32 protein-coding genes and 1 riboswitch are annotated in these 23,404 nt (G+C 38.0%); of the genes, 29 read left to right on the top strand and 3 right to left on the bottom strand.

Features of this window, described 5'->3' with window-relative positions; genetic code table 11:
* The first annotated feature begins 9 nt into the window (after positions 1–9).
* From H9631_RS14265 to H9631_RS14300, 8 genes are all read left to right on the top strand, one after another.
* Entirely contained in the window at positions 10–621 is a 612-nt protein-coding gene (locus H9631_RS14265) for a CPBP family intramembrane glutamic endopeptidase (protein WP_191813900.1), read from the top strand.
* 152 nt (positions 622–773) lie between these two features.
* Positions 774–1,220: a universal stress protein gene (locus H9631_RS14270; protein WP_191813902.1), complete on the top strand. Its 447-nt coding sequence runs from the start codon at positions 774–776 to the stop codon at positions 1,218–1,220.
* Positions 1,221–1,358: 138 nt separating this feature from the next.
* A riboswitch (purine riboswitch) is annotated at positions 1,359–1,455 on the top strand.
* A 134-nt stretch (positions 1,456–1,589) separates the two neighbouring features.
* The gene (locus H9631_RS14275; protein WP_225221052.1) at positions 1,590–2,069 is read left to right on the top strand and encodes a (2Fe-2S)-binding protein; all 480 of its coding nucleotides are present in this window, start codon (positions 1,590–1,592) and stop codon (positions 2,067–2,069) included.
* Positions 2,066–2,680 (top strand): nucleotidyltransferase family protein, encoded by a 615-nt coding sequence (locus tag H9631_RS14280; protein WP_191813906.1) that lies wholly within the window; start codon positions 2,066–2,068, stop codon positions 2,678–2,680. The genes H9631_RS14275 and H9631_RS14280 overlap by 4 nt, the downstream gene beginning before the upstream one ends.
* Positions 2,661–3,539, top strand: a complete 879-nt coding sequence (locus tag H9631_RS14285) for an FAD binding domain-containing protein (RefSeq protein ID WP_191813908.1) — start codon at positions 2,661–2,663, stop codon at positions 3,537–3,539. Before H9631_RS14280 ends, H9631_RS14285 begins: the two co-directional genes overlap by 20 nt.
* Entirely contained in the window at positions 3,536–5,869 is a 2,334-nt protein-coding gene (locus H9631_RS14290; protein WP_191813910.1) for a xanthine dehydrogenase family protein molybdopterin-binding subunit, read from the top strand. Before H9631_RS14285 ends, H9631_RS14290 begins: the two co-directional genes overlap by 4 nt.
* On the top strand, positions 5,869–6,702 hold the full coding sequence (locus H9631_RS14295) for an XdhC family protein (protein WP_191813912.1): 834 nt from the start codon (positions 5,869–5,871) through the stop codon (positions 6,700–6,702). The genes H9631_RS14290 and H9631_RS14295 overlap by 1 nt, the downstream gene beginning before the upstream one ends.
* The gene (locus H9631_RS14300) at positions 6,699–7,016 is read left to right on the top strand and encodes an XdhC family protein (protein ID WP_191813914.1); all 318 of its coding nucleotides are present in this window, start codon (positions 6,699–6,701) and stop codon (positions 7,014–7,016) included. The genes H9631_RS14295 and H9631_RS14300 overlap by 4 nt, the downstream gene beginning before the upstream one ends.
* A 112-nt stretch (positions 7,017–7,128) precedes the next feature.
* Here the strand turns inward: H9631_RS14300 and H9631_RS14305 are convergent, their stop codons facing one another.
* The gene (locus H9631_RS14305) at positions 7,129–7,629 is read right to left on the bottom strand and encodes a ferritin (RefSeq protein ID WP_191813916.1); all 501 of its coding nucleotides are present in this window, start codon (positions 7,627–7,629) and stop codon (positions 7,129–7,131) included.
* 241 nt (positions 7,630–7,870) lie between these two features.
* Positions 7,871–8,008: a hypothetical protein gene (locus H9631_RS14310; RefSeq protein ID WP_191813917.1), complete on the bottom strand. Its 138-nt coding sequence runs from the start codon at positions 8,006–8,008 to the stop codon at positions 7,871–7,873.
* A 259-nt stretch (positions 8,009–8,267) separates the two neighbouring features.
* Between H9631_RS14310 and H9631_RS14315 the strand changes: the two genes are divergently transcribed.
* Both H9631_RS14315 and spoIIP read left to right on the top strand, forming a co-directional pair.
* Positions 8,268–8,744: a GNAT family N-acetyltransferase gene (locus H9631_RS14315; protein WP_191813919.1), complete on the top strand. Its 477-nt coding sequence runs from the start codon at positions 8,268–8,270 to the stop codon at positions 8,742–8,744.
* A gap of 153 nt (positions 8,745–8,897) precedes the next feature.
* Positions 8,898–9,983 carry a stage II sporulation protein P gene (gene spoIIP, locus H9631_RS14320; RefSeq protein ID WP_191813921.1) on the top strand — a complete coding sequence of 362 codons (1,086 nt, stop codon included), beginning with the start codon at positions 8,898–8,900 and terminating at the stop codon, positions 9,981–9,983.
* 78 nt (positions 9,984–10,061) lie between these two features.
* Here spoIIP and lexA read toward each other — a convergent pair whose 3' ends face one another.
* Positions 10,062–10,685: a transcriptional repressor LexA gene (gene lexA / locus H9631_RS14325; RefSeq protein ID WP_191813923.1), complete on the bottom strand. Its 624-nt coding sequence runs from the start codon at positions 10,683–10,685 to the stop codon at positions 10,062–10,064.
* 158 nt (positions 10,686–10,843) lie between these two features.
* On the opposite strand from lexA, the gene H9631_RS14330 reads away from it, so the two are divergent.
* The 19 genes from H9631_RS14330 (at position 10,844) to H9631_RS14420 (ending at position 23,332) form a co-directional block, all read left to right on the top strand.
* Positions 10,844–11,044 carry a hypothetical protein gene (locus tag H9631_RS14330; protein WP_191813925.1) on the top strand — a complete coding sequence of 67 codons (201 nt, stop codon included), beginning with the start codon at positions 10,844–10,846 and terminating at the stop codon, positions 11,042–11,044.
* Positions 11,045–11,072: 28 nt separating this feature from the next.
* Positions 11,073–11,732 carry a YneB family resolvase-like protein gene (locus H9631_RS14335; protein ID WP_191813927.1) on the top strand — a complete coding sequence of 220 codons (660 nt, stop codon included), beginning with the start codon at positions 11,073–11,075 and terminating at the stop codon, positions 11,730–11,732.
* 75 nt (positions 11,733–11,807) lie between these two features.
* Complete coding sequence (locus H9631_RS14340) at positions 11,808–12,041, top strand: DUF896 domain-containing protein (RefSeq protein ID WP_191813928.1); 234 nt, start codon at positions 11,808–11,810, stop codon at positions 12,039–12,041.
* Between the two features lie 351 nt (positions 12,042–12,392).
* Positions 12,393–14,408 carry a transketolase gene (tkt, locus tag H9631_RS14345; RefSeq protein WP_191813930.1) on the top strand — a complete coding sequence of 672 codons (2,016 nt, stop codon included), beginning with the start codon at positions 12,393–12,395 and terminating at the stop codon, positions 14,406–14,408.
* 306 nt (positions 14,409–14,714) lie between these two features.
* Complete coding sequence (gene sirA, locus H9631_RS14350; RefSeq protein WP_191813932.1) at positions 14,715–15,152, top strand: sporulation inhibitor of replication protein SirA; 438 nt, start codon at positions 14,715–14,717, stop codon at positions 15,150–15,152.
* Positions 15,153–15,228: 76 nt separating this feature from the next.
* Entirely contained in the window at positions 15,229–15,450 is a 222-nt protein-coding gene (locus H9631_RS14355; RefSeq protein WP_191813933.1) for a YneF family protein, read from the top strand.
* 184 nt (positions 15,451–15,634) lie between these two features.
* Positions 15,635–16,546 (top strand): tyrosine-type recombinase/integrase, encoded by a 912-nt coding sequence (locus tag H9631_RS14360; protein ID WP_191813935.1) that lies wholly within the window; start codon positions 15,635–15,637, stop codon positions 16,544–16,546.
* A gap of 21 nt (positions 16,547–16,567) precedes the next feature.
* Positions 16,568–16,777, top strand: a complete 210-nt coding sequence (locus tag H9631_RS14365) for a hypothetical protein (protein WP_191813937.1) — start codon at positions 16,568–16,570, stop codon at positions 16,775–16,777.
* 29 nt (positions 16,778–16,806) lie between these two features.
* Positions 16,807–17,040 (top strand): hypothetical protein, encoded by a 234-nt coding sequence (locus H9631_RS14370; protein WP_191813939.1) that lies wholly within the window; start codon positions 16,807–16,809, stop codon positions 17,038–17,040.
* Between the two features lie 37 nt (positions 17,041–17,077).
* Positions 17,078–17,218 carry a hypothetical protein gene (locus H9631_RS14375; RefSeq protein WP_191813941.1) on the top strand — a complete coding sequence of 47 codons (141 nt, stop codon included), beginning with the start codon at positions 17,078–17,080 and terminating at the stop codon, positions 17,216–17,218.
* 2,156 nt (positions 17,219–19,374) lie between these two features.
* Positions 19,375–19,590, top strand: coding sequence for a BhlA/UviB family holin-like peptide (locus H9631_RS14380; RefSeq protein ID WP_191813943.1), 216 nt, complete (start codon positions 19,375–19,377; stop codon positions 19,588–19,590).
* Between the two features lie 433 nt (positions 19,591–20,023).
* The gene (locus H9631_RS14385; RefSeq protein WP_191813945.1) at positions 20,024–20,398 is read left to right on the top strand and encodes a hypothetical protein; all 375 of its coding nucleotides are present in this window, start codon (positions 20,024–20,026) and stop codon (positions 20,396–20,398) included.
* 1 nt (position 20,399) lies between these two features.
* Positions 20,400–20,681: a hypothetical protein gene (locus tag H9631_RS14390; RefSeq protein WP_191813947.1), complete on the top strand. Its 282-nt coding sequence runs from the start codon at positions 20,400–20,402 to the stop codon at positions 20,679–20,681.
* Positions 20,682–20,696: 15 nt separating this feature from the next.
* The gene (locus H9631_RS14395; protein ID WP_191813949.1) at positions 20,697–21,095 is read left to right on the top strand and encodes a hypothetical protein; all 399 of its coding nucleotides are present in this window, start codon (positions 20,697–20,699) and stop codon (positions 21,093–21,095) included.
* 72 nt (positions 21,096–21,167) lie between these two features.
* Entirely contained in the window at positions 21,168–22,037 is an 870-nt protein-coding gene (locus H9631_RS14400; protein ID WP_191813950.1) for an SU10 major capsid protein, read from the top strand.
* Between the two features lie 84 nt (positions 22,038–22,121).
* Positions 22,122–22,298 (top strand): helix-turn-helix domain-containing protein, encoded by a 177-nt coding sequence (locus tag H9631_RS14405; RefSeq protein WP_225221047.1) that lies wholly within the window; start codon positions 22,122–22,124, stop codon positions 22,296–22,298.
* A 21-nt stretch (positions 22,299–22,319) separates the two neighbouring features.
* On the top strand, positions 22,320–22,913 hold the full coding sequence (locus tag H9631_RS14410; protein WP_191813952.1) for a hypothetical protein: 594 nt from the start codon (positions 22,320–22,322) through the stop codon (positions 22,911–22,913).
* Between the two features lies 1 nt (position 22,914).
* Complete coding sequence (locus tag H9631_RS14415; RefSeq protein WP_191813954.1) at positions 22,915–23,091, top strand: DUF5659 domain-containing protein; 177 nt, start codon at positions 22,915–22,917, stop codon at positions 23,089–23,091.
* 40 nt (positions 23,092–23,131) lie between these two features.
* Positions 23,132–23,332 carry a hypothetical protein gene (locus H9631_RS14420; RefSeq protein ID WP_191813955.1) on the top strand — a complete coding sequence of 67 codons (201 nt, stop codon included), beginning with the start codon at positions 23,132–23,134 and terminating at the stop codon, positions 23,330–23,332.
* Positions 23,333–23,404 lie beyond the last annotated feature (72 nt).

The following is a 23,404-nucleotide window of genomic DNA, read 5'->3' on the forward strand; positions in this document are numbered from 1 at the left end:
GGCAATTATATGACTATACTTATTAGTGCTTTCATACAGTTATTCATTTTTACCGTCATTCCATTCTTGTGGTGGTTGATCGTGAATAAACGACGGGAGCCATTTCTCTCCTGGATCGGGTTGAAGAAACCAATTATTGATCACAAAAAACAATGGTGGATTACATTTGTTGCAACATTGTTATTGTTATGCGGCCCTTTATTTTTCGTCTTAACCATGCGTATAGATACAGAGGCCGTTGCTGCCTCTCAGTTTGCCGGCCTTGGGGCAAAAGCAATCATTCCTTCACTCATCTTTTCCTATTTGCAAACGGGTTTGTCTGAGGAAATTCTTTTCCGTGGATTTATAGGCAAACGTTGCATTCGTGCATTTGGATTTGCCAAGGGGAACTTCATTCAAGCAACATGCTTTGGACTTGTCCACGGCTTGATGTTTGTGTTTTTGACGGATGTGACAGGGACGATTTTAATTACTGTCATCACAGGCATTGCTGGCTGGCTTATGGGGTGGATAAATGAAAAATTATCAAAGGGATCTATTGTTTCTAGCTGGTTGCTACACGGAAGTACGAATATGATTCCATCCGTCCTTATTATGTTCTCTATTATCGGCGCAAATTAAGATTTAGAAAGTAAATTACGGAAAAGTTAGAAATTTTTATGACAAATTATTAAAAGCTCCTGTTAACGAACCCGCTTAATTCCACATATTTCTAGCTTTATTACAAAATTAATAGTTTAATAGAGATAATAATTGAAAAAGGAGATGTACATATGGATCTTTCTTATCATGAAATTATTGTTGCTATTGATGGGTCAAAGCCTTCGGACTGGGCTTTCAAAAAAGCGATTGAGGTAGCCAAAAGAAACGACGCAACCTTGAATCTAGTTCATGTAGTAGATACAAGTTATTACCGCGGTATTGAAATGTACGATATGAATTTTACTAAGAAGGCCCTTAGTCAAGCTCAGGAGCTACTAGATCGCTATGCTCAGCAGGCAAAGGAACAAGGTCTTGACAAAGTGGAAACTATTGTTGAAGAGGGCTCTCCAAAAACAGTTATTACAAAGCACGCAGCCAAAAAAGTCAATGCAGATTTAATCATCTGCGGGGCAACAGGAATCAATGCAGTGGAAAGAATGTTCCTTGGGAGTGTTTCCGAGCATATTACTCGCCATGCTAAGTGTGATGTTCTCGTCGTTAGAACTGAGAAAGAATAAACAGATTAGATAAACCGAGCCATTAGAGATCACCTAAAAAACAAGGTGGTCTCTTTTTATTTTATATTTTGAAAATTTAGTATTGACAATAAATTATGACCTGTATATAATGTAGGCAAAATCATCAAGTTTATGCTGACTTTTTAAATAGGCCATTTTCGTATAACCCCACTGTTGGTGTGGGGGTTTCTACAGGGAACCGTAAACCTTAGCTACGAAAAGGCGCTTTCTTAATTTTGAAGGCTCCTTTTTGTAGCTTTTTTTATTGCCAGTAACTTCACTTCGGTTCCTCCAGTAACTCCCCAAAATCTGATTTCATACAACGTAAAATGGCCCTATACAAAATGTATGGAGGTTGATCTTTTGAAAATGATCGAATTCAAGGTCAATGGGCAGAAAACCTCTGTTACCTGTCCGCCCAGCCAACCGCTCCTTGACGTTCTGCGTAATGAATTGCAATTAACTGGCAGTAAGGAATGCTGTGGTAAGGGAGAGTGCGGCTCATGTACTGTTCTAGTCAATGGGGTTGCCGTTTGCTCTTGTCTTATGTTGATAGGACAAATTGAAAACCAGAACGTTGTCACGATTGAAGGAATCGGACAGACAGCAAAAATGGATCCCATTCAGCAGGCTTTCTGCGACGAGGGAGCTACCCAATGCGGATACTGTACGCCAGGATTCATCGTCATGGCCAGGTCGTTTTTGGATAGTATCGATCATATACCGACGGCTAACGAAGTTATGAAAGCATTGAGTGGAAATCTTTGCCGATGCACAGGGTATTCAAAAATCATCAAAGCTGTACAGGCAGCGGCCAAAAAACAATCATTGCAGGAGATATCTAATTGAACTTTAAAACCGCAGGCCTACTGTTGGCAGCAGGGCTATCCAGCCGCATGGGAAAATTAAAAGCGTTGCTTCCATGGAAAGGAATGCCCCTGATCCAATACCAGATTGAACAAATGAAAGAGGCAGATATTGATGAAATCATTGTAGTTCTCGGTTACCAGGCAGAACATCTACAAAAAATAATTTCTGCTTGTGGGACTCAAATAGTAATAAACAAACATTATGAATATGGAAAGAGTTCATCTATCCGAAAGGGGATTTCCAGTCTTCAAAAAGAAGTGGATGGAATTTTTATTTCGGCAGTTGACCAGCCTGTACCTTCAGCCATTTTGAAAACAATGAAGGCTCATCTGGAAAAAAACGAGACAGCAGTTGTGGTTCCAACATATGAAACGAAGAGGGGCCATCCTATTCTGTTACATGCCTCTACCAAGAATGATTTGCTGGTTATAAATGAAGAAACATTAGGACTTAGAAGCATTATTCGCAAGTACAAAAAGCAAATTACTTACTTGGAGGTCAATCACCCATCTATACTTTTAAACTTCAATAAACAGGAGGATTACGATAAAAATATCAGGGAGGCTTCAAATGAAAGTTTCCAAAATTGATATGCTCACTCCGACAACTGTAGAAGAATGCCTTTATTTTTTAAGTGATCAGGAAAAGGTGGTTCGTCTGCTAGCTGGTGGAACGGATGCTGTTGTGCGAATGAAAGACGGTATCAGCAGGCCTGAGACCTGGATCAACATAAAGGGGATGGATTCACTTAGATATATTCAAGAGGATAGAGATGGAATCCATATTGGGCCATTGACGACACATACTGATATACTCCAATCTCAGCTCCTATGGGATAAAGCTGACGTACTCGCATCTGCTTCAAATGAAGTCGGTGCTACCCAGATTCAGAATATGGGTACAATTGGGGGTAATTTGGGGACGGCGTCGCCGGCAGGCGATACGATTCCTCCTCTATTTGTACTCGACGCCCGAATTGAACTAAGCTCCATTAAGGGGAAGAGAGTCGTTCCAATCGAGGAATTTTTCAATGGACCAGGCCAGACGATACAGACGCCAAGTGAGATGATCACAAATATTATCATTCGTCCTCAAGAGGCTAATGAAATCGGCACTTTTGAAAAACTGGGGCCAAGAAAAGCGCAATCGATTTCAATTGTCAATGTAGCCATGTCATTAAAAATGGGAAAGGGGCAACGCGAATGTCTAGAAGGAAGGATTGCTTTCGGTTCTGTAGGGCCTACAGTCATCCGAGGACCTAAATGTGAACGAATGCTCACTCTCAGCTCCCTTACTGACGATATCATCAAGGATGTGGCTGATATTGCTTGGAAGGAGGTCATGCCAATCACTGACGGAAGAGCGACAGCGAAATACAGAAGAAGCATGGCGAGCGCTCTATTGGCTAGGGGATTATACAGGCTAATGAAAAGGTGGGACGACAAATGAAGGGGTTGAAAAAGTCAGTTACTGATGAAAAGTTAAAATGGGTCGGAAAGCCAGTCAAAAGAATTGACGGTCCTGAAAAGGTTACTGGAGAGCAAAAATATATGACCGATTATCATTATCCCGATATGGCTTTTGGAAAAGTTCTGCGTGCCAAATATCCTTTTGCTAAAATAAAATCAATCGATATATCAATGGCTGAGGCGCATCCTGAGGTCATTTGTGTGTTAACGCATAAGGACATCCCTGGGTTTAATGGATTTGGAATTGTCACACCCGATCAGCCAGTGCTATGTGAAGATATCGTTAGATGCACAGGAGATGCGATTGCACTTGTTGCAGCAGAAACTCTTGAAGCTGCTGAAGAAGCGCTGGGCCTAATTGAAGTGAATTATGAGCCATTAGAACCTGTGATGGACCCTGAAAAAGCTATGGTTCAGGGGGCGCCGCTGCTACACCCGGACGGAAATATTCATAGTCATGTCGTCATAAAAAACGGTGACATCGACAAAGGATTTGAAGAGGCTGACTTCATTTTTGAAAATACCTTTTATTCCCCGCGGCAAATGCATGCTTTCCTGGAAACCGAAGGCGGCTGGGGAAAGATTGATAAAGATGGTTCTCTGACTATTCAATGTCCCAGCCAATATGGCCATCGCGATAAGCTCCAGATCGCGAGAGCCCTAGCGTTGAACCCACGGCGCATTCATATTCATTCCAGCCCAAATGGTGGAGGCTTCGGTGGAAAAGACGAAATTACCGTTCAAATCTATCTAGCATTATTGGCTTTAAATACAAAAGGAAGACCAGTGAAGCTCCATCTGTCGCGAGAAGAATCCGTCATTGCTGGCATTAAACGCCATCCATTTAAAGTCACGGTGAGAACCGGGGCGAAAAAAGATGGAACCATCATAGCTCACAAAGTTCGTGCAGTGGGTGATACAGGGGCTTACGCATCATTAGGAGGAGCCGTGGTTGCATTGGCTATTGAACATGCGGCAGGTCCTTATAAAATAAAAAATGTCGACATGGAAGGCTTTTGTGTTTATACAAATAATGGTATTGCTGGCGCATTTCGCGGATTCGGCGTCAATCAAGTGTGCGTTGGAATTGAGACACATATTGATATGCTAGCGGAAAAAATAGAACTTGATCCGATTGAAATCAGAAAGAAAAACGCTTATCGCCAAGGCGATATCTCCAGTCTGGGCCATGTTGTAAAATCAAGCGTTGGTACTAGTGAAACCCTTGAAAGGGCGCAGGCATGCGATCTTTGGGCAAATCGCGATCTTTATAAGGAACAGGCGGTGGAGCCTTGGAAAAAGCGCGGAGTTTCGCTTGCAACTTCATTTCATGCCGTCGGAATGGGTCTTCGTACCCCGGATTATGGAGCAGCATCCATTGAACTACTGGTAGATGGAAGATTCAAAGTCGGTTTGGCGATTGAAGAAATCGGTACGGGAAACGGAACAGTGTATGCTCAGGTAGCAGCCGAGTGTTTAAAGTGTGATATTGACCATATCGTGGTCATACAAGGAGATACGAAAGAAACCTTGGACAGCGGAACGATTTCAGCTTCAAGATCAACTTATACCGGCGGCCGTGCCATTGCAACTGCCGCAACCAATATGATCAGCCTGCTTGCTGAAACAGCGGCAGAAATATTGAGAGAACCGGAGGATCAAGTGGTTGTTTCGCAGAATAAGTTTGCTGCAGCCACTAATGCAGACCGTTCTGTTTCCTATAAGGAATTGTATCAAGTGCTGAAGGGAAAAAATCAATCTACCCGTGTTGAAGGGCATTTTTACTTGCCGCGTGAAAAAAAAGAATTGAAAAATTCTGGTGGTGCACCTCATCACTTATATGGTTATATGACTCATGTTGTAATGGTTGAAGTAGACACTTTGACCGGAGAAACGGACGTCTTGAAAGTAGTAGCCATTCCTGATGTGGGAAAGGTGCTGAATCCACAAGGATTGGAAGGGCAGACGGAGGGTGGAGCCATTATGGGGATTGGCTACACCTTATATGAAGATGTCATCATGAAAGATGGTTATCATCAAACGAAAAATCTCACTGATTACATCATTCCGACAATCAGGGAAACCCCGGTGATTGAAACAATTCCGGTTGAATCAATGGAAGCATCCGGACCATTTGGTGCAAAGGGGATTGCAGAGGTTGTAATGATTCCGATCATTCCAGCGATTTTGAATGCTATCTATGATGCGGTAGGTGTCAGAATAAAGAAACTGCCAGCCAAACCGGAGCAGATTTTCCACGCAATTCAGGAGTCAAAGGTATATGAACCTGCTTTGGATGAGGCATATTGATGAGCAGAAAAGTGTATGAGAAGCTCTTGCATGCTGTTAAGGACAGTCAAGTGGACACTGCTCTTGTTACCATTACGAAGCATTTTGACGAGGCTTTGATTGGTTTAAAGATTTTATTTCAGGCAGGTGGCGTCCTCTTTGCTGATACGAGGTTAACAAAAGAATTTCAAGCTGCTATTCTTGAAAAGGTTTGGCCATTTTTCAAAAAAGGTGTTACAAAAGCATTCCAGTTTGAATACGGGAATTACCAAATGGAATGCTATATGGAAGTGTTTCCGGTACCACCGCGTCTGATTGTAGCGGGGGCGGGACATGTATCTGAGCCAGTAGCGAAAATCGGTAAAATGACAGGCTTTCATGTTACCGTCATAGATGATCGTCCAGAATTTGCAAACAAAGAGCGGTTTCCCACGGCAGACGAAGTTGTCTGCGCACCGTATGTCAGCTTCTTTAAGGCCCTCCATATAAACCCAAGTACATTTATTATATTGCTCACAAGAGGGCATAAATTTGATGTAGTCAGCTTGCAGGAGCTTTTAAGAAGAGAGGAAGCCATTTCTCAAGAAGCTCGGACAACCTATATCGGAATGATTGGAAGTAAACGCCGGATCTCTGGAGTTTTTGAACAGTTGAAGGACGAATTTTCAGATCATAGCTTTACAAATATTTATTCCCCCGTAGGCCTTGATATTGGAGGGCAGACACCAGCCGAAATTGCTGTCAGCATTATGGCTGAAGTTTTAAAAGTGAAAAATGGAAAAAGCGGAAATTCATTGAAGGAGAAAATTCCAAGCTATTCGCAATTGAAGTTTAGGGAGAGAGTGAGAAAATGAACACTCTGGATTTTTACGAAAAGATTATGTCTATACAAGAAAAAGGCAACTGTGCGGCTGTAGCTACGGTCATTCGAACTAAGGGATCCACACCAAGAGAAACAGGTGCGAAGATGATTATTTATCCAGATGGTCAAATCTTCGGAACGATTGGGGGCGGCTGTGGAGAAGGTGAAGTAATTGAAAAAGCGTTTATCGTTATGGATCGAGGAATTCCTCTGCAGCATCAAGTAGATTTGACAGAAGGTTTAATGTATGAAGATGGGGGCATTTGTGGAGGGATTATGAATGTGTTTATTGAGCCGGTCACATAAGCAAAGCCCCTGCGAACGCTTTTTTCCGGGAGCAGGGGCTTTGATGATAGATTAAGTAATCAGAAGAGGGATTTTACACTTAAAATGATAAGCAATCACTTCTTAATATGGTTTATTCGGCAGGGGTACTTCTTTTTCCCAGTTCATTTTCATAGATGAACAGAGCGTTTTGATCATTGCCGATACGTTTCAAATATTCGATATGGGTTTCAAAGGAGGCTTCCTCTTCAACCTGCTCGTCCAAGAACCATCTTAGGAACGAAATCGTTGCATGTTCTTTATGCTCCCAAGCCAAATCTGTCAAATCATAAATATTTTTTGTAACTTCTTTTTCTTGCAGCAAAGCTTTTTCAAAAGTGTCAAAAATGGAAGTATAGTCGGTTTGTGGTTCAGCCAAAGCGGAAAACTTTACATGCACTCCGCGGTCATTTAAATACTTATATATCTTCATGCCATGAGCGCGTTCCTCTTCTGCCTGCTGAAGATAGAAGTGAGCGAATCCAAGATAATTATTATGCTCGGCGTAAGCAGCCATCGCCATATAGCTATGCGCTGAATAAAATTCGTTGTTCATTTGTTTGTTTAATGCTTCGGCTAATTTCTCGTTGAACATGTCTATCCCTCCGTCAGTTAGTATACAGACATCGTAACCGAAAAAACTTTAATAGTCACGAAAAATGGGCCAAATTGATTACTTTTAGTTTTTTCTATTAATATTTTTATTTTTTTCATCAGACGAATCTAACCTAGCAGGCTCGATCCAGAAATGAGAGTATCAAAATTATTAGCTTTGTGTCCCCGAAGGCTATTTTTAGCTGGAAAATAATTTGTAAAGGTGTCTGCAAGCGAACCACTTATTTTCTAGTTAATAATTCAAGCTTTTGAGCTATATAAATAAGAACCATAGCACTTATCCCTTCCCACATTCCTCCGAAAAGGAGACCAATAATGCCCCCAAGCGCTATGTACAATGCCAAGTATTTATCTACCAATGATTACATCCTCCTATTATTTAATGCTAATCACCAATCTGAAGTTTCATCATATAAATACTTATATTATTACATCTATTATGAAAAATGGGAATGTTTCGTAGGATGAATTAGAAAGTATCGCCTAATTATGCTCTTCATCAGTGGAGTTCAGATTTGCTGTCATTATAGCCCTGACAGAATGTATGTTCTTTTTTTCTTGTGGATAATAGCGCTATTGCGTATACTTATCATTAAAATACATCGGAGGATAAAAATCATGCGGTCAGTTGCACTGGTTGAGTACACTGAAGAATTCGATGAACAATTATCCAATTACCACCTGTTAGAGGAACAACTTCAATTTACAAGTATGCCTTTGGATAAAATAAATGATCCCACCGTTTCTAACAGTGCTAAACATGTATTAATCCTTGCTAATGATGTTCCCGTAGGTTATTTTGCATTAGAAGATGGCGAAAAGCTATTAAAGTACAGTAATAATTCCAATGCTCGTTTGTTAACAGCTTTCTCAATTGATTCAAGAAATCAAGGAAAGGGATTAGCGAAGACAGGACTTCAGCTTTTACCAGAATTCGTTAGAAGTAATCTTCCAAGAACTAACGAAATTGTCCTCGGCGTCAATAAAAGAAATGCACCTGCTTGTCATCTTTATTTAAAAACAGGATTTATAGACGAGAACGAGATTTATGAAGGACCAAAAGGCCCGCAACATATTTTACATTTGAGGATTTAACTTAAATGTATCGATATTTTCTTGTGTTAAAGACAATAATTCATACTTCGTAGATTCCATGAACTTTCTAAGAGTTCATGGAATTTTTATATTCATAGACTCGCATTATTTTCATATAAATGAATAAACACGTAAAAATAAAGGATGAAAATAATGCTAAAACTTGCAGCTAAGTTCTTTGTAACTGTCACCGCTCTATTTTGTCTAGTTTCCGCCATAGCTTTTTCAAGTGTGAAAATCAGCTTGCTGTCATTTATCACCAGCGACCCTACAAGAACAGATTCCTTACTATACGTCATGTCTATGGAAAATCAGGCCTTAAAGAGCGTTCTACCAGAAGGATATGAGAGATCATTTGGGAGAGACGCATTGGAGTTGTTCACAAATATTAATCTAAGAAATATGAAGTCCTTCTTGATTAGTGAGATACCTGGGTTGAATGCTGCTACTCCAAAAATCATCGTAGCAGGAAAAGGAACAGATTTTACAAACCTACCGATTGAATCTCCGCCACCTGTTGATTTTGATGTCTATGAAGGGGAAGAGTATAAGGAGGAAAAGTCGGTCGAGGTGCCGCAAACAAAGGATCAGGCTGTCTTTATCTATTCAACACATTCAACGGAATCCTATTTGCCAATGCTGCCTGGGGTGACTGATCCGAATCTTGCGTGGCATAAAGAAAAGAATGTGACTTTATTAGGGAAAAGGCTTGGGGAGAAGCTTGAGGAAAAAGGAATCAAAACGTTGGTAAATAATAAGGATATTCAAGGAATTCTTAAAAAAAGAGGGATGAGCTATGAACAATCATATGCGGCGTCAAGAGAGGTAGTAGTAGAAGCAATGAAACAAAACAAACAGATTCAGTACTTTATTGATATCCATCGCGATTCCCTGAGGAAGGGAGTAACTACTACAACGATTAATGGTAAAAAGTATGCTAAATGCTTATTCGTTGTCGGTGAAGCTCATCCGAATTATGAAAAAAACTCCGAATTTGCAACGAATATTCATCATGCTATTCAAAAAAAATATCCGAGTCTTTCTCGAGGAGTCTTTGGTAAGTCAAAGGCTGGTGGGAATAATGGAATTTACAACCAAGATCTGGCTGAAAACTCAATATTAATTGAGATTGGTGGAGTGGATAATACAAAAGAAGAATTGGATAGAACAGTGGACGCACTTGCAGATGTGATTAGTGAATATTACTGGGGTGAAACAATGGAAGTAAATAAAGATTAGCGCATTTCTGTAAAGCATTGTAAAGACAGTTCCATCTTAATCTTTAATCTAAAAAAGAGCCTGTTACAGGCCCCGGGCTCAATGAATATCTCGTCTATAAAGACCCACGACTTTACCGAGGATGGATACATTTTGTACGATAATCGGCTCCATATTTGAGTTCTCCGGCTGGAGTCGAAAATATCCATTCTCTTTATAAAATCTTTTGACAGTTGCTTCATTCTCTTCCGTCATTGCTACAACGATATCTCCGTTGTTCGCCGTTTTTTGTTGTCTGACAATCACGTAATCTCCATCGAGAATTCCAGCATCAATCATACTTTCACCGACAATTTCAAGAATGAAGACCTGTTCATCGGAAGGGACTAACTGCTCAGGAAATGGGAAGTATTCTTCAATATTCTCTACAGCAGAGATAGGTAATCCGGCAGTAACCTTACCAACTAGGGGAAGATTAACCGTGTTTTTGGTTTCGATTTTTGTTTCTTCCTGATCAAGTATTTCGATTGCTCTTGGTTTGGTTGGATCCCTTCTGATTAGACCTTTGTTTTCCAGTCTTTCCAAATGTCCATGTACAGTGGAACTGGAAGCCAAACCTACAGCTTTCCCGATCTCACGTACAGATGGGGGGTAACCCTTTTTTTTCACTTCGTCCTTTATGAAGGTTAAAATAGCTTCCTGCCTTTTCGAAATCTTGGACATTGTTTCACACCCTTTAATCTCTATTATGAGTTATCCATATTATAGCATGCGGTTTCTATTAATACAAACGTAGGTTCGAATTTCCGTTTGACACAAACCTATGTTCTGGTTATAATAATTTACATAAACACGAACAAACATTCGGGAGAGTGATATTTATGTTACCAATCTTAAGGAATCATTCTTTTATAGTCATTTTTTTTATACTTTCAACTTTAATGGGGTTATTATTCATATTTAATTTAACAGAAGAGGAACAGCCCTCAGAGAATATGATGGGAAATAAACAAAATATTTTTGTGGAACAGACCCAGAACAGTCACGGGTTGATCGTAGAAGGCGACCAAGTGATAGAATAGAGAAAAGCATCATTGGAGTGATTTTCGAGTGAATGTCATTGTTTATTGCAGAGTAAGTACTGAAAAACAAGCGCAAGAAACTTCATTGGCCAGGCAGGAAGAAGAACTGGTGGCCGCCTCAGAGAAATGGGGCTTCCACATAAAGGCGATTATCCATGATCAATCCAGCGGCTATGATTTGGACAGGCCGGGATTGATGGAAATGTTTGATCAGATTGCTTTTGGAAATATTGAGGCTGTTCTTATTCAGGATGAAACGAGGCTTGGTCGTGGAAATGCCAAAATAGCACTTATACATTTTTTATTTAAAGAAGACATTAAATTATATACGCTGGCCCATGACGGTGAACTCCAAATATCCGAAACAGATTCATTGCTCCTTAATATAATAGGAATGATAGAAGAATATCAGCGGAAGCTTCATAATATTAAAATACGGCGAGGAATGAAAAGAGCTGTAGCAAAAGGCTATCGTCCTGAGCAAAATTTGAAAAGAAGCGGAAATGCAAACGGGAGAGAGCGTAAAGAAATCCCTGTGGAGGAGATCGTCCGCCTGAGGCAAAACAACTTGACTTTTGAAGAGATTGCATCAGTTATCAGAGGCTTTGGTTTCGATGTTTCAAAGGCTACTGTACATAGAAGGTATCAGGAATACATGGATAGAAAAGAGAATAAAAACAACGTTTAACACTCCTTTATTGTTTTCAAGCAGTTTTTTTAGTAGTATTGACTTGCGACAAAATGAAAACAAAGGAGTTTTTTTATGGTTTCAAAAGAAAAACTCGAAAGGATCAATCAACTCGCAAAAAAAGCAAAAAGCACCGGTTTGACAAAAGAGGAAGCAAAAGAACAGTCAAAGCTTCGAGGTGAATATTTGCAGTCTTTCCGTGCTTCAATGAGAGAGACGATTGAAAACGTACGAGTGTTCGATCCGAACGGAGACGAAGTGACACCTGAAAAGGTGAGAAAAATCCAAGAAAATAAGAAGCTACACTAGTAATGGTAAGGAGAAGCGGACGTCGTTTAATGCAAGGATATGCCGGCCAAGAAAACTTCAAAGCTAGAGAGTGAAATCTCATGATAGCCAGTTTCAACGTTAGTGCCGAAGAACGGGCGTCCGCATTTTTAAAACTTCATTCAGCAGAAACCTCTCCACTTCTATAAGTAGTTGTGGTATGAAAGCATAGTTCAGTGGGGTTCAAACCCAAGCTGAATAAAGTTAAGCCTCTAGCGGAGCTCGATAAAATCTGGGCGCAAATACGCCAAGACGCATTTGATAAAAGAGTTGTTTAATTTTATCAACCTCTTTATGATAATAATGATGAACATTTGAGAAGGGAAGAATAAAATGGCAAATCAACAATTAAAAGAACTCAATGCGCTCTCGATCAATTCAATCAGAACGTTGTCGATAGATGCTATTGAAAAAGCAAATTCTGGCCATCCTGGCTTGCCAATGGGTGCAGCTGCCATGGCATATGCACTATGGACAAGCCATATGGAGCACAATCCGAAAAATCCAGAGTGGTTCAATCGCGACCGCTTTATCTTATCAGCTGGTCATGGTTCTATGCTTTTATACAGTTTGCTTCATTTATCAGGCTATGACGTTACAATGGAAGATATTAAAAATTTCCGCCAATGGGGCAGCAGAACGCCGGGACATCCAGAATACGGCTATACTCCTGGGGTTGAAGCGACAACAGGACCGTTAGGGCAAGGTGTCGGCATGGCTGTAGGGATGGCTATGGCAGAACGGCATTTGGCTGCGACATACAATACAGATGATTTTAACATAATTGACCATTATACATATGCATTATGCGGTGACGGAGACTTGATGGAAGGTATAGCTTCCGAGGCTGCGTCTCTTGCTGGCCATTTAAAACTCGGAAAATTGATCATGCTGTATGATTCCAATGATATTACACTTGATGGAGATCTTTCTCAATCGTTCTCTGAAAATGTGGGAGGACGCTTTGAAGCATATGGCTGGCAATATATCCGTGTAGAAGATGGAAATGATGTCGAAGAAATCGGGAAAGCGATAGAAGAAGCGAAAGCAGATCAATCTCGCCCAACACTTATCGAAGTGAAGACCGTCATTGGGTACGGCTCTCCAAATAAATCCGGAAAGTCTGATGCGCATGGCAGCCCGCTAGGCGAAGCGGAAATGAAATTGGCAAAGGAATATTACAAATGGACATACGAAGAAGACTTTCATGTACCAGAGGAAGTCTATGAGCATTTTGAAAAAACAACAATCAGCCGGGGAGCGAACAAAGAAGCTGAATGGAATGAGCTATTCAATGCATATAAAAAGTCTCATCCAGAACTAGCCGTGCAGCTGGAGAACGCGGTAGATGGCAAGCTCCCAGAGGGTTGGGATAAAGATATTCCTGTTTATGAAGAAGGAACAAGTTTTGCGACAAGGGCTTCAGGCAGTGAAATAATGAACAGCATTGCCGAGAATCTTCCTTCTTTATTCGGTGGTGCCGCAGACCTGGCCAGCTCAAACAAAACGATGATTAAAGGCGAGCAGGATTTCAGTTCGGAAAATTATGCTGGAAAAAATATTTGGTTTGGTGTCCGTGAATTTGGAATGGGAGCAGCCTTGAATGGAATGGCTCTTCATGGAGGATTAAAAGTATTCGGCGGAACATTCTTCGTCTTTTCTGATTATCTGCGTCCAGCTATCCGCCTTGCAGCTTTGATGGAAGTACCTGTCACATACGTATTTACACATGACAGCATTGCTGTTGGAGAAGATGGGCCGACGCATGAACCCATCGAACAGGTGGCTTCTTTACGAGCAATGCCGGGCGTTTCAGTGATTAGGCCGGCTGATGCGAATGAAACTGCAGCAGCATGGAGACTGGCAATTGAAAGTGACAAACAACCGACTGCATTGATCCTAACAAGGCAGAATTTACCGACGCTTTCGGGGTCATCCGATTTGGCGAAATCCGGTGTGGAAAAGGGTGCCTATGTCATTTCCCCGGCGAAAAAAGATCAGGCCGATGTACTATTGCTTGCAACTGGTTCTGAAGTGAGCCTCGCAGTTGAATCACAAAAAGTACTGAACGCGCAAGGCATTGATGCAGCAGTTATCAGTATGCCGTCTTGGGATCGATTTGAAAAACAATCAAAAGAATATAAACAATCCGTTCTTCCTTCCTCAGTGAAAAAACGCTTGGCAATTGAAATGGGCGCTTCCCTTGGTTGGGAAAGATACACTGGAGACGAAGGTGATGTATTGGCTATCGACCGCTTCGGAGCTTCGGCACCTGGTGGCAAGGTGATAGAAGAGTATGGATTTACTCCAGAAAATGTGGTAGAAAAAGTAAAAGCACTCTTGAAATAATGAAATAAAAAGAGGGGGGGTTCCCCTCTTTTTAAACATGTCAGAAAGCCAAACAATTTATTATGTTTAGTTGTACTGTCTTTTGACAACCCGATTTCGAGTTTTCTCCTGATAAGTCATGAGGACAGGTATTGGACTTTTATTAGTTTTCGTTTGCTTAATGATATAAAAATACTCATAATGGAACTATCAATCGTTGCAACTTCCAGAAAGAACAGAAAAAAAGCTGGTCATTACAGCAATTGACAAACTTTTCTTTTTTCTTTCACTATAATAAGGGAAAACTGGCAATGGAGTGAAGTTCCGATGAGAACATACTTTATTTATTTGATTAAAGCTGAATTCGCTGACTATTTTTATGGACGTGAAAGCCGATTTTTTCAACTATTTGCCGGCAGTCATTCCGCTAATGGAGATCTCCAGGAGATTATACATAAGCAAATTGATTATATTACCGAACCTTTGCCATATTTGGATTTACATAAATTGTTCTCTCAATCCGTGCAAAACCAGCAAATTTATATAAAAGGAAAAGTATATTGCATGGGAAACGCAAAAAATAAGGATAAAGCAGAATTGGCCATTGAGGAAGATTGTCTGCAATTGAGCGCATGGGGCGGCTTTGAATCCGAAACAATCTTTTTTGAAGTGCTTAGGAAATACTCCGGACATTTTTTTGCTGTTGATATAGAAAATGAAAGATATGGCTGGGTAAAACCGGTTAAAGAGAGAAAATACATATGAAATCGTGCCATAGTATTGTATAATATTCGGGGATTCAGTAAACTGAAGTGAGACAACATGAAGGAGGAATTTTTGGATGGTTTGGCAGTTGATTTTAACGGGTGCGATCGCTCTTATAGCTGGAGTGGCGCTTGGATTCTTCATCGCCCGTAAATATATGATGGATTACCTAAAGAAAAACCCGCCAATTAATGAACAGATGTTACGTATGATGATGATGCAAATGGGTATGAAGCCTTCGCAAAAGAAAATCAACCAGATGATGGGCATGATGAAAAAGCAGATGGACAACAAGTAAGCGTTGATTTAACAACGTTTATACCCGGTTCTATCATGCTTCAAGGGTTGGTAAATGACATCAAAAAGATTGATTTGTGAATCTTTCCCCGTGATTATTTATAATCATTTGGTGAATCTTTCACTTTTTTAAAAAAGACCACTTAATTCGTTGGAAAATAAACCAATGAAGGGGTGGTCTTTTTGTGTTGCTTGAAGATGTTGTGAAAGAGTATGAATATTATTGTTTAGCTAAGGATTTCACAGAAAAAACGTTGATCAATAAACGCCAAGAGCTAAAACAACTATTAAAATTCTTAGATGAAAAACGTGCTGTTCATGAATTGGAAAGTATATCCTTCCACGACTTAAAAGCATATGCGAGGTATAAACAACAATCAGGATTGCAGCCATCGAGTCTAGTTTCAATGTTTAAAGTGATTCGTGCCTTCTTTAATTGGTGTGTCAGGGAGGAATATTTAGATGAAAACATTGCAAAAAAAGTGGATCTTCCCAAACAACCGAAGAAAGTATTAAAAGGATTCAGCACTGATGAAGTTGATCAAATGATAAACTCCTTCTCTTACAAAAACTATTTTGAAGCACGTAACAAGGCGATGATTGCCATGCTTAGTGATTGTGGACTTAGAGCCAAAGAATTAAGGGAACTTGAAACAAAAAATGTTAAAGAAACAACAATACTTGTCAACGGTAAAGGCAACAAAGAAAGGTATATGTTTATCTCACCAGCATTGAAAAAAATTCTTATTAGATATGAACGGATAAAGAAAGAGTATTTCAAAGAAAAATACTTCAATGAAAACTATTACTTTCTTTCATATAACGGTGATTTGCTTTCACATGTAGGATTAGACAAGGTGATTAAGGAAGCCGGTAAACGTGCTGGAATTGAGGATAAGAGGGTTTCACCTCACAGTTTTCGCCATTTCTTTGCAGTCCAATCAATTTTGAATGGGATTGACATTTTCACTTTATCTAAACTTCTCGGACACAGTGACGTATCGACAACTCAAAGATACTTACAATCATTAGAGGATTTTGAATTAATTAAGAAAGCAATGCCATCTAGCCCACTTATGAATCTAAATAAAAAATAATCAATCAGGAGGGACAAGCCTATGCAAACTATGGAACTCAACCAATACGAACAAAAAGTGATGGAGTGGATTGAGCAGAACTTTGATAAAGATTCCATTGCCATTGAGGATTTTAATGTACTCCCATATGGAAAAAGAATCATGGATATGCAAGGGAAAGAACTTGCCGTTTTCTTTGATTACTGGACTGATCAAGTCAAACATCTTCTTCCACAAGAATGTAGCTACTAATCAAATTTAAATAATCAGGAGGAATTACAATGTCAACAATCACAAAGAAGAAATATGAAGTCCTTGCGTTTGCCAAGTTACCAATCTCAATTGAGGTTGAAGCACAAAATGAACAGGAAGCCTTAGCAACAGGAAAAATACAACTTGATGATATGACAGCCATTGAGCAAATACAATTGATGATCAAACAAACGGACGGCAATGTGATCAATCCAACTGTACATGATTTTGACGTTGACGTTGTAGAAGTGCATGAGGAATGACTCCGTACCAAAATGTACAGGGGAAGGAGGTGACTTTATGGGGGCTTTATTCTTTGCTATAGTGTTTATCCCTTTGATGTTTCTTGGATACGTTTTGCTCAATCTATGGCTTTATGGGATAGATGGCATTAAAAAAGAGTTTATCAGTATTCGCCGTACCGATAAACTCCCGAACTAATTCAACCCTACTCACAATTGAATAGGATTACCCTGCCTTCATTCTACGAAAAAAATTATGATAATGCAAGGCTTAGTTTCCTATTGTCTTTTTTAGGTAGGGTATTCCGTTGGTGGACTGCCGACTCACACCAATTAAAACTAAACTGGAAAGGATATGGCTTATCCGCTGCAATAACTAAGCCTAGGCAACAAGTGACATCACCCTGTTTATGTCCGTTGCTGAATTGCGCGAACGGCAATTAACGGTTCGGTGGGAAAGTTTGAGGTAGATATACCTGCAAGACAAGCCATAAGTATGAGAATCCAATTTTGGACTCTCAAAACCTGTCATGGGCAAACTTTTGACAGTAGGCTTGTTTGGATGAATAATCCACGACTAACAGGGGCTATACGAAAATACGGATACCATAAGATGACGGAAAAGTGTCGCTTGCCCTATGATTCTTGACTATTTTTTTCTTGAATCATAGGGCAACATACTTTGCTTCCAAAAGCCGTTGTCCATAGAATCAAAAAAAGTATAAGGGCGTAAAGGCAAAGTCAAGTAATATAGTTTAAGATTACTATATTATTAGAATGTAATTGTATAGGATGAAAATTTAAATTTAGTAAAGCAATATGATTAGACATAATAAAATGATTAGAATTTATGCTCAATAATCTCAGAGAAAACATCAAAGGAACTAAACAATGTGAAGAATGTGGGGAAAGAGTTAAAGTCACTAATAACAAAGTAAAATACTGTGATCCATGTGCAAAAATAGTAAAAAATAATCAAAATAAAATGTATTATCATTTAGGAAAATAGGAATCTTATCAGCCCTTGATACTACAACATTCTTCCAATATAAGGAAACACCAAAAACCTCAAAACCATTGATACCACTGGGTTTGTAGTACATTTTCCTTAATTCTCGTTAAAGGAAGAGATGGACATCAACCATCATGCAAAAAATGCGACAATTACACGAAAAAGTGACTAAAAAACTCCACAAAAGAGCTATATATTGAGGAATGTTAAATAAATTAATATAAAATAGGTGTTTTAATTGTAGTAGGAAAATAGAAACACTGCCAACCCTTGATACATCAACGTTTCACTTTTATAAGGAATTTCAAGTACATTGGATAACATTGATATACGGGGCTTTAAGGGGGGCAATTCCTTAATCTCCCCTAAAGGAAGAATTGCTAGGGATTTTAGACCCCAATCCAAATTTGGATTCGGCTAATTTTTTCATTAAAAGCACATATAAAGATACACAAAATTAAGAAGGCAAGGATTGTAAAGCTTGTAGATAGTTTGGGCAGAAAAGCGTGGGTTTATAAGGGTTTTGCGATACTATATTAATAGTGAGGGGACTATAATTACACGAAAAACCGTAAATAAAACTCTCTAAAAGACCTATATATTGAGATCATATAATTTAACGTCAAAAAAGGGGTGTAAACATGCCTTCAAAGTGACTTAATAAGTGAGGGGTATTATTCTTATACCTAAAATAACACTTGACAAGGAATAGTCTTAAATATAAACGTAACTGGAAGTAAAAACTAAAATGGCTGCAAAAATATTTTGTAACATTTGTCTAATTCGTGAACAAAATGTAATTAATTGGTAAAAATATTGGGCTGAGTGGTCAAAAAGTGCGAATAAAACTCTACAAAAGAGCTATATAATGGGAGGTATGCAAAAAATAATGATTAAATTTTTTCGTAAAAAAAGTGACAAAAAAATGACTTGAGTTATTATTAGTTAATGTAAAGGCGAGAAAATAGAAACCTCTTTAACCATTGGTATATCAACATTTCACTTTTATAAGAAATCCTAACAGCATTTAAATAGATTGATTTATAAGGCTAAAACGAGTCAAAATCTTAATACTCGTTAAAGGAATAAAATGTGATTCTTTTAGGAAAAAGCCTAAATAAAACTCCACAAAAGAGCTATATATTGAGGAATATTAATTTTCATTGAGTATCATTTGCTAATGATATTGAATGAAGGTTAATACCTTCAAAGTGTCTAGTGCATAATTTAGTCAACTTTACATGTTGACCTCCTAATCTTGATGGGTGGGCTATAAGCCTACTCATTTTTTTTATTTATTTTTTACTCAATTTATTTAACTTTATATGAAAGGGGCTGATCAGATGGATTTACAAAGCCTTCCACCTGAGTTGTGGCTACAAGGGATATTCTGCGCATTATTTGTGTGGCTGCTAAGATTTGTCATGAGCGAATCAAAGGAACGAGAAGATAGACTATACCATCAAATTGAACGACAAAACGAGACACAGGAAAAAATCGTATCCTCTCTTGAGAGACTAGAAAAGGATGTATTGGAAATAAAGAAGGGGGTTAAGTAATAATGGCAGAAATTAAAGAGGATGGCTATGTATCGCTTCGTACTTTTATTACTTCTAACTGGAAAACTATCTCTATTTACAATGAACAAGACACAGAATTAAAAAAAAATTTCCGTTGATGATAACAAAGTCAAGTGGACTCATCAAAAAGAGACTAGGCAAGAACTTGCGGGATTTGATAAGCAGGGTAGACCGTATTATGACGAATTTGAATATGAAAGCAATCAAGAGTTGGAATTAACGATTATCCTAAAAGGGTCTGATTTTCCACCTGATACCACAGTATCAAAGTCAGTAATCCTGCATGAGCATGACGGTAAAAAAGATGTGATTTCAAGCGAAGATTTTCAACCTTTCACCTTTGAAAGTGACAACGATGAACTAACAATTAAGCATAAAATACAAGTCCCTGCCGTTGGGTAGGTGATTGATGATGATAATTAAATTACATTCATACGTCAATCCGATTCAATCAATAACAAAGCATGACAAGGAAGTTGTATTAAAAAAGGAAACTGTCCAGGCAAAGTCTTTAATCTTACCAATTAAAACAGTTATATTGGTTAGTCAAAAAAGTGAAACCAATATAAGATCCTACATATCACCTATCGTTACAGATACAATTGTAAAAAATATAGCGAAAAATGAGACTATTAACCTTAACTCCTTTATAAAGCATATACAAGTTCATACAGACGCTTCGACACCTTCTAATGCAAATGTATTCAATGCTTATCTATCGTATCAAGAAAACGATTCTGAAGCGTTGTTTATAGAAAATAGAACGTTTACGGAGGTGATTAACTGATATGGCATATTTAGGGGATACAGTACGCTTAAAGGTGCATTTTCGTTCATTTAATGGGGATTCGGTTGATCCTGATGATATTACCTTAACAATTTATGATAAGACTAAAAAGGAATTAGATGCCACTTCTATTGCAGTCGAAAACAAAACAGCCACAGGACAATATTTTTATGATTATATTGTACCCGATGACATTCACGAATATTTTATATTCGAGTTTCGAGGGTTACATAATAATAATCCTATTCTTGCTAGGGATAGGGTTAGTATCAAATTTAATTAATCAGGAGGTTAGGAAATGGCAGAAGAAAATCAAGAATTAGAGCAAGAACAACAGGAATTGCAGCAGGAAGAAACAGAGGTTCAAAATGAAACTTTTACTAATGAGGATCAACTTGCAGAGATTCAGGCACAAAAAGCGGAATTGGACAAGTTGAAAAAGGAAATGTTTCAAAAAGATGTTCAATTCACATTAAAAGAAAAAGGGCTTGGAAAGTTTGCTTCCATTGTAAAGGTGGAAAATGAAGAAGAATTAAAAGAGGTTGTCGGAACACTTTCCCAAATTGTCACTGATATTAAAGTTTCTACTGGATATGTTCCGACTGAGCATAAAAAACAGAACGAGTACGATGCTTTTGCTTCAAAAGGTGATACAAAAGGCATGATTGCAACAAAATTATCAAAGTTGTTTAGATGAAGGACACTTTAACAAAAATGTTAGAGTGTCTTTTTTATATTAAAAAAATAAATTATAAAGGGGTTATGTTAAATGTTTAAGTCTACTAACTTTACTGAATTAGAACAAATTTCACTAGCTAAGGAAATTGCAGTGATCGGAGTACAAGCAACGCCACTTACTTCTATGCTTATGGCAAAAGGAAATGTTGAGAAAGCCTTGTCCACTGTTTACACCTGGAGAGAAAAGACACTTGACCATGATGAAGATTTGTCAGCGGTTGAAGGTTCAGACGAAATCAAATTCTATGAATCTGCTAGAGCCGAACTTAACAACATTCTTGAAATCTTTAAAAAAGGTGCCTCAATTAGTGGAACAGCAGTCGCCATGAAATCTAACCAATTTGCAGAAGAAGTTAATGATCGCCTTCTTGAATTGAAAATCAACATGGAAAAGAAATTTATCAATGGACTGCGTAATGATGGCAGCACAGCACCTTTCAAACGTCAACTTTCAGGATTGATTGAAATGGCAGATTCTTCCAATGCAGTTGAGGTTACTGGTGCAATCACTGAGGATGATGTAAAGAAAGTTATGCGTAATCTTTGGAGTCAAGATTTGTCAGAGGGTACAGTTTATGCTTTTGTAAATGCTGATATTAAAGAGCAAATTGATGCAATTTACAAAGACAGATACAATTACAATCATGTAACTACTTCATTTGGATTGCTCGTTGATGAAATCAATACTAACTATGGGAAGGTACAGTTTGTACTGTCTAAACATGTTCCTGAAGATAAGATGGTTGTATTCAATGATTCATATGTTGACCTTGCTTACCTAAGGGAACCACACTTTGAGCCACTAGCAAAAACAGGCGACAGTGTAAAAGGGCAAGTAATTGCAGAAGCAACACTTAAAGTAGGTAGTAAAAAAGGCGTTGCAGTTGTAACTTTATCCTAATATACATAACTAAGAGGGTATCCTTTCGGGTATCCTCTTTTATTTTTCTTTATTTTTTCTTAATTTATTTAAGGAGTGAGGATGATGATTGATTTGAGGGAGAAATATCTCCTGTTAAGAAGAAAAAAGAAAATCACAGCAAAAGAGATCGCTAAATATATTAGATGTTCGGCTTCACTTATAAGCCGTTATGAAACTGGCGATTGTGGCATGATGCCCGATAAAGTCAAAGCATATAGAGAATATATAGATAAAAATTAATAATGATAAGGAGGTCAATTTATGAAAGTGGATAAAAGAGAACAGTATGACTGGAAGATTGTTAAAATAAATGACTTATTAAATCATTATGCAATTATCTTTTATTTAACTAAAGATCAGACAGTTTCGCATATAGATTTTTTCTTAAGTAGAAAAGAACGAATATTGAGAATAAATTTTGTCTTTATTCTTGAAAAGTATAGAGGTTTTCCAAAATTACATAACTACATGTGTCAAGTTTTTAGTGACTTTTATTATGAAAACTATAATAATTTTTCTATAGAATTTATTTTTTTAGATCAGAGATTTCAAAAAATGATAAAGCGAAAGGTTAGTTCTGGGAAATTACCAAAGCAAGTACAGGTAGAAAATTATGATATTGAAAAAAAGATAATTTCATTGGAATTAACAATTTCTGAATTAACTATTGAAAAAGAAAAACTTGATATGTTTAAAAGATGTTATCTTTTGGACAAATATGATTCCTCTACAAAATATTATCTTGAAAATGAAATTTCATCTATTATAAATAAAATTAATTACTGTACTAAAATTTTAGAGAACGCCTATAAAATAAGAAATGATATTTCCAATTACAATTCTAGGAGGTATTAATATGGCAAACAAAGACTATTTTTTCTGCTATACAAAAAAGGTGTCTGATTACTTGAATGAAAAAGGATTCCAATTTATTACAGTAGCAAAGAGTGTTTCTAACCATAAAATATTTTCACTTTATGAAATTACACCGGAGTTACAGGAAGCCTTAAAAGAATATAAAAATCTAAAATAATCTAATCAAATTAAATCTTTACATAATCGGAGGAATAGAAATGAATTTTGAAGAAATTGAATACCAATTACAATTTAATGAAAAGGAATCTGATGTATTTATACACAATGAAATATTTGAGGACTTGAAAAAAAGTGATATTAGGAAAGTGCATATTCCCTTCACATATTCTTACTACTATTTGATCAACTGGCTTTATAGGAATACAAAATATGGAAGTTTTGCCATTGACCAAATGTGACTGATAAACTAAAGTGGACAGTTCCCGCCAAATAAGATTGAACACTTTATCTGAGGGAATGGGAGTTCAATT

The sequence above is a fragment of the Bacillus norwichensis genome (genome assembly GCF_014836955.1).
GTDB classification, from domain to species: domain Bacteria; phylum Bacillota; class Bacilli; order Bacillales; family Bacillaceae_C; genus Siminovitchia; species Siminovitchia norwichensis.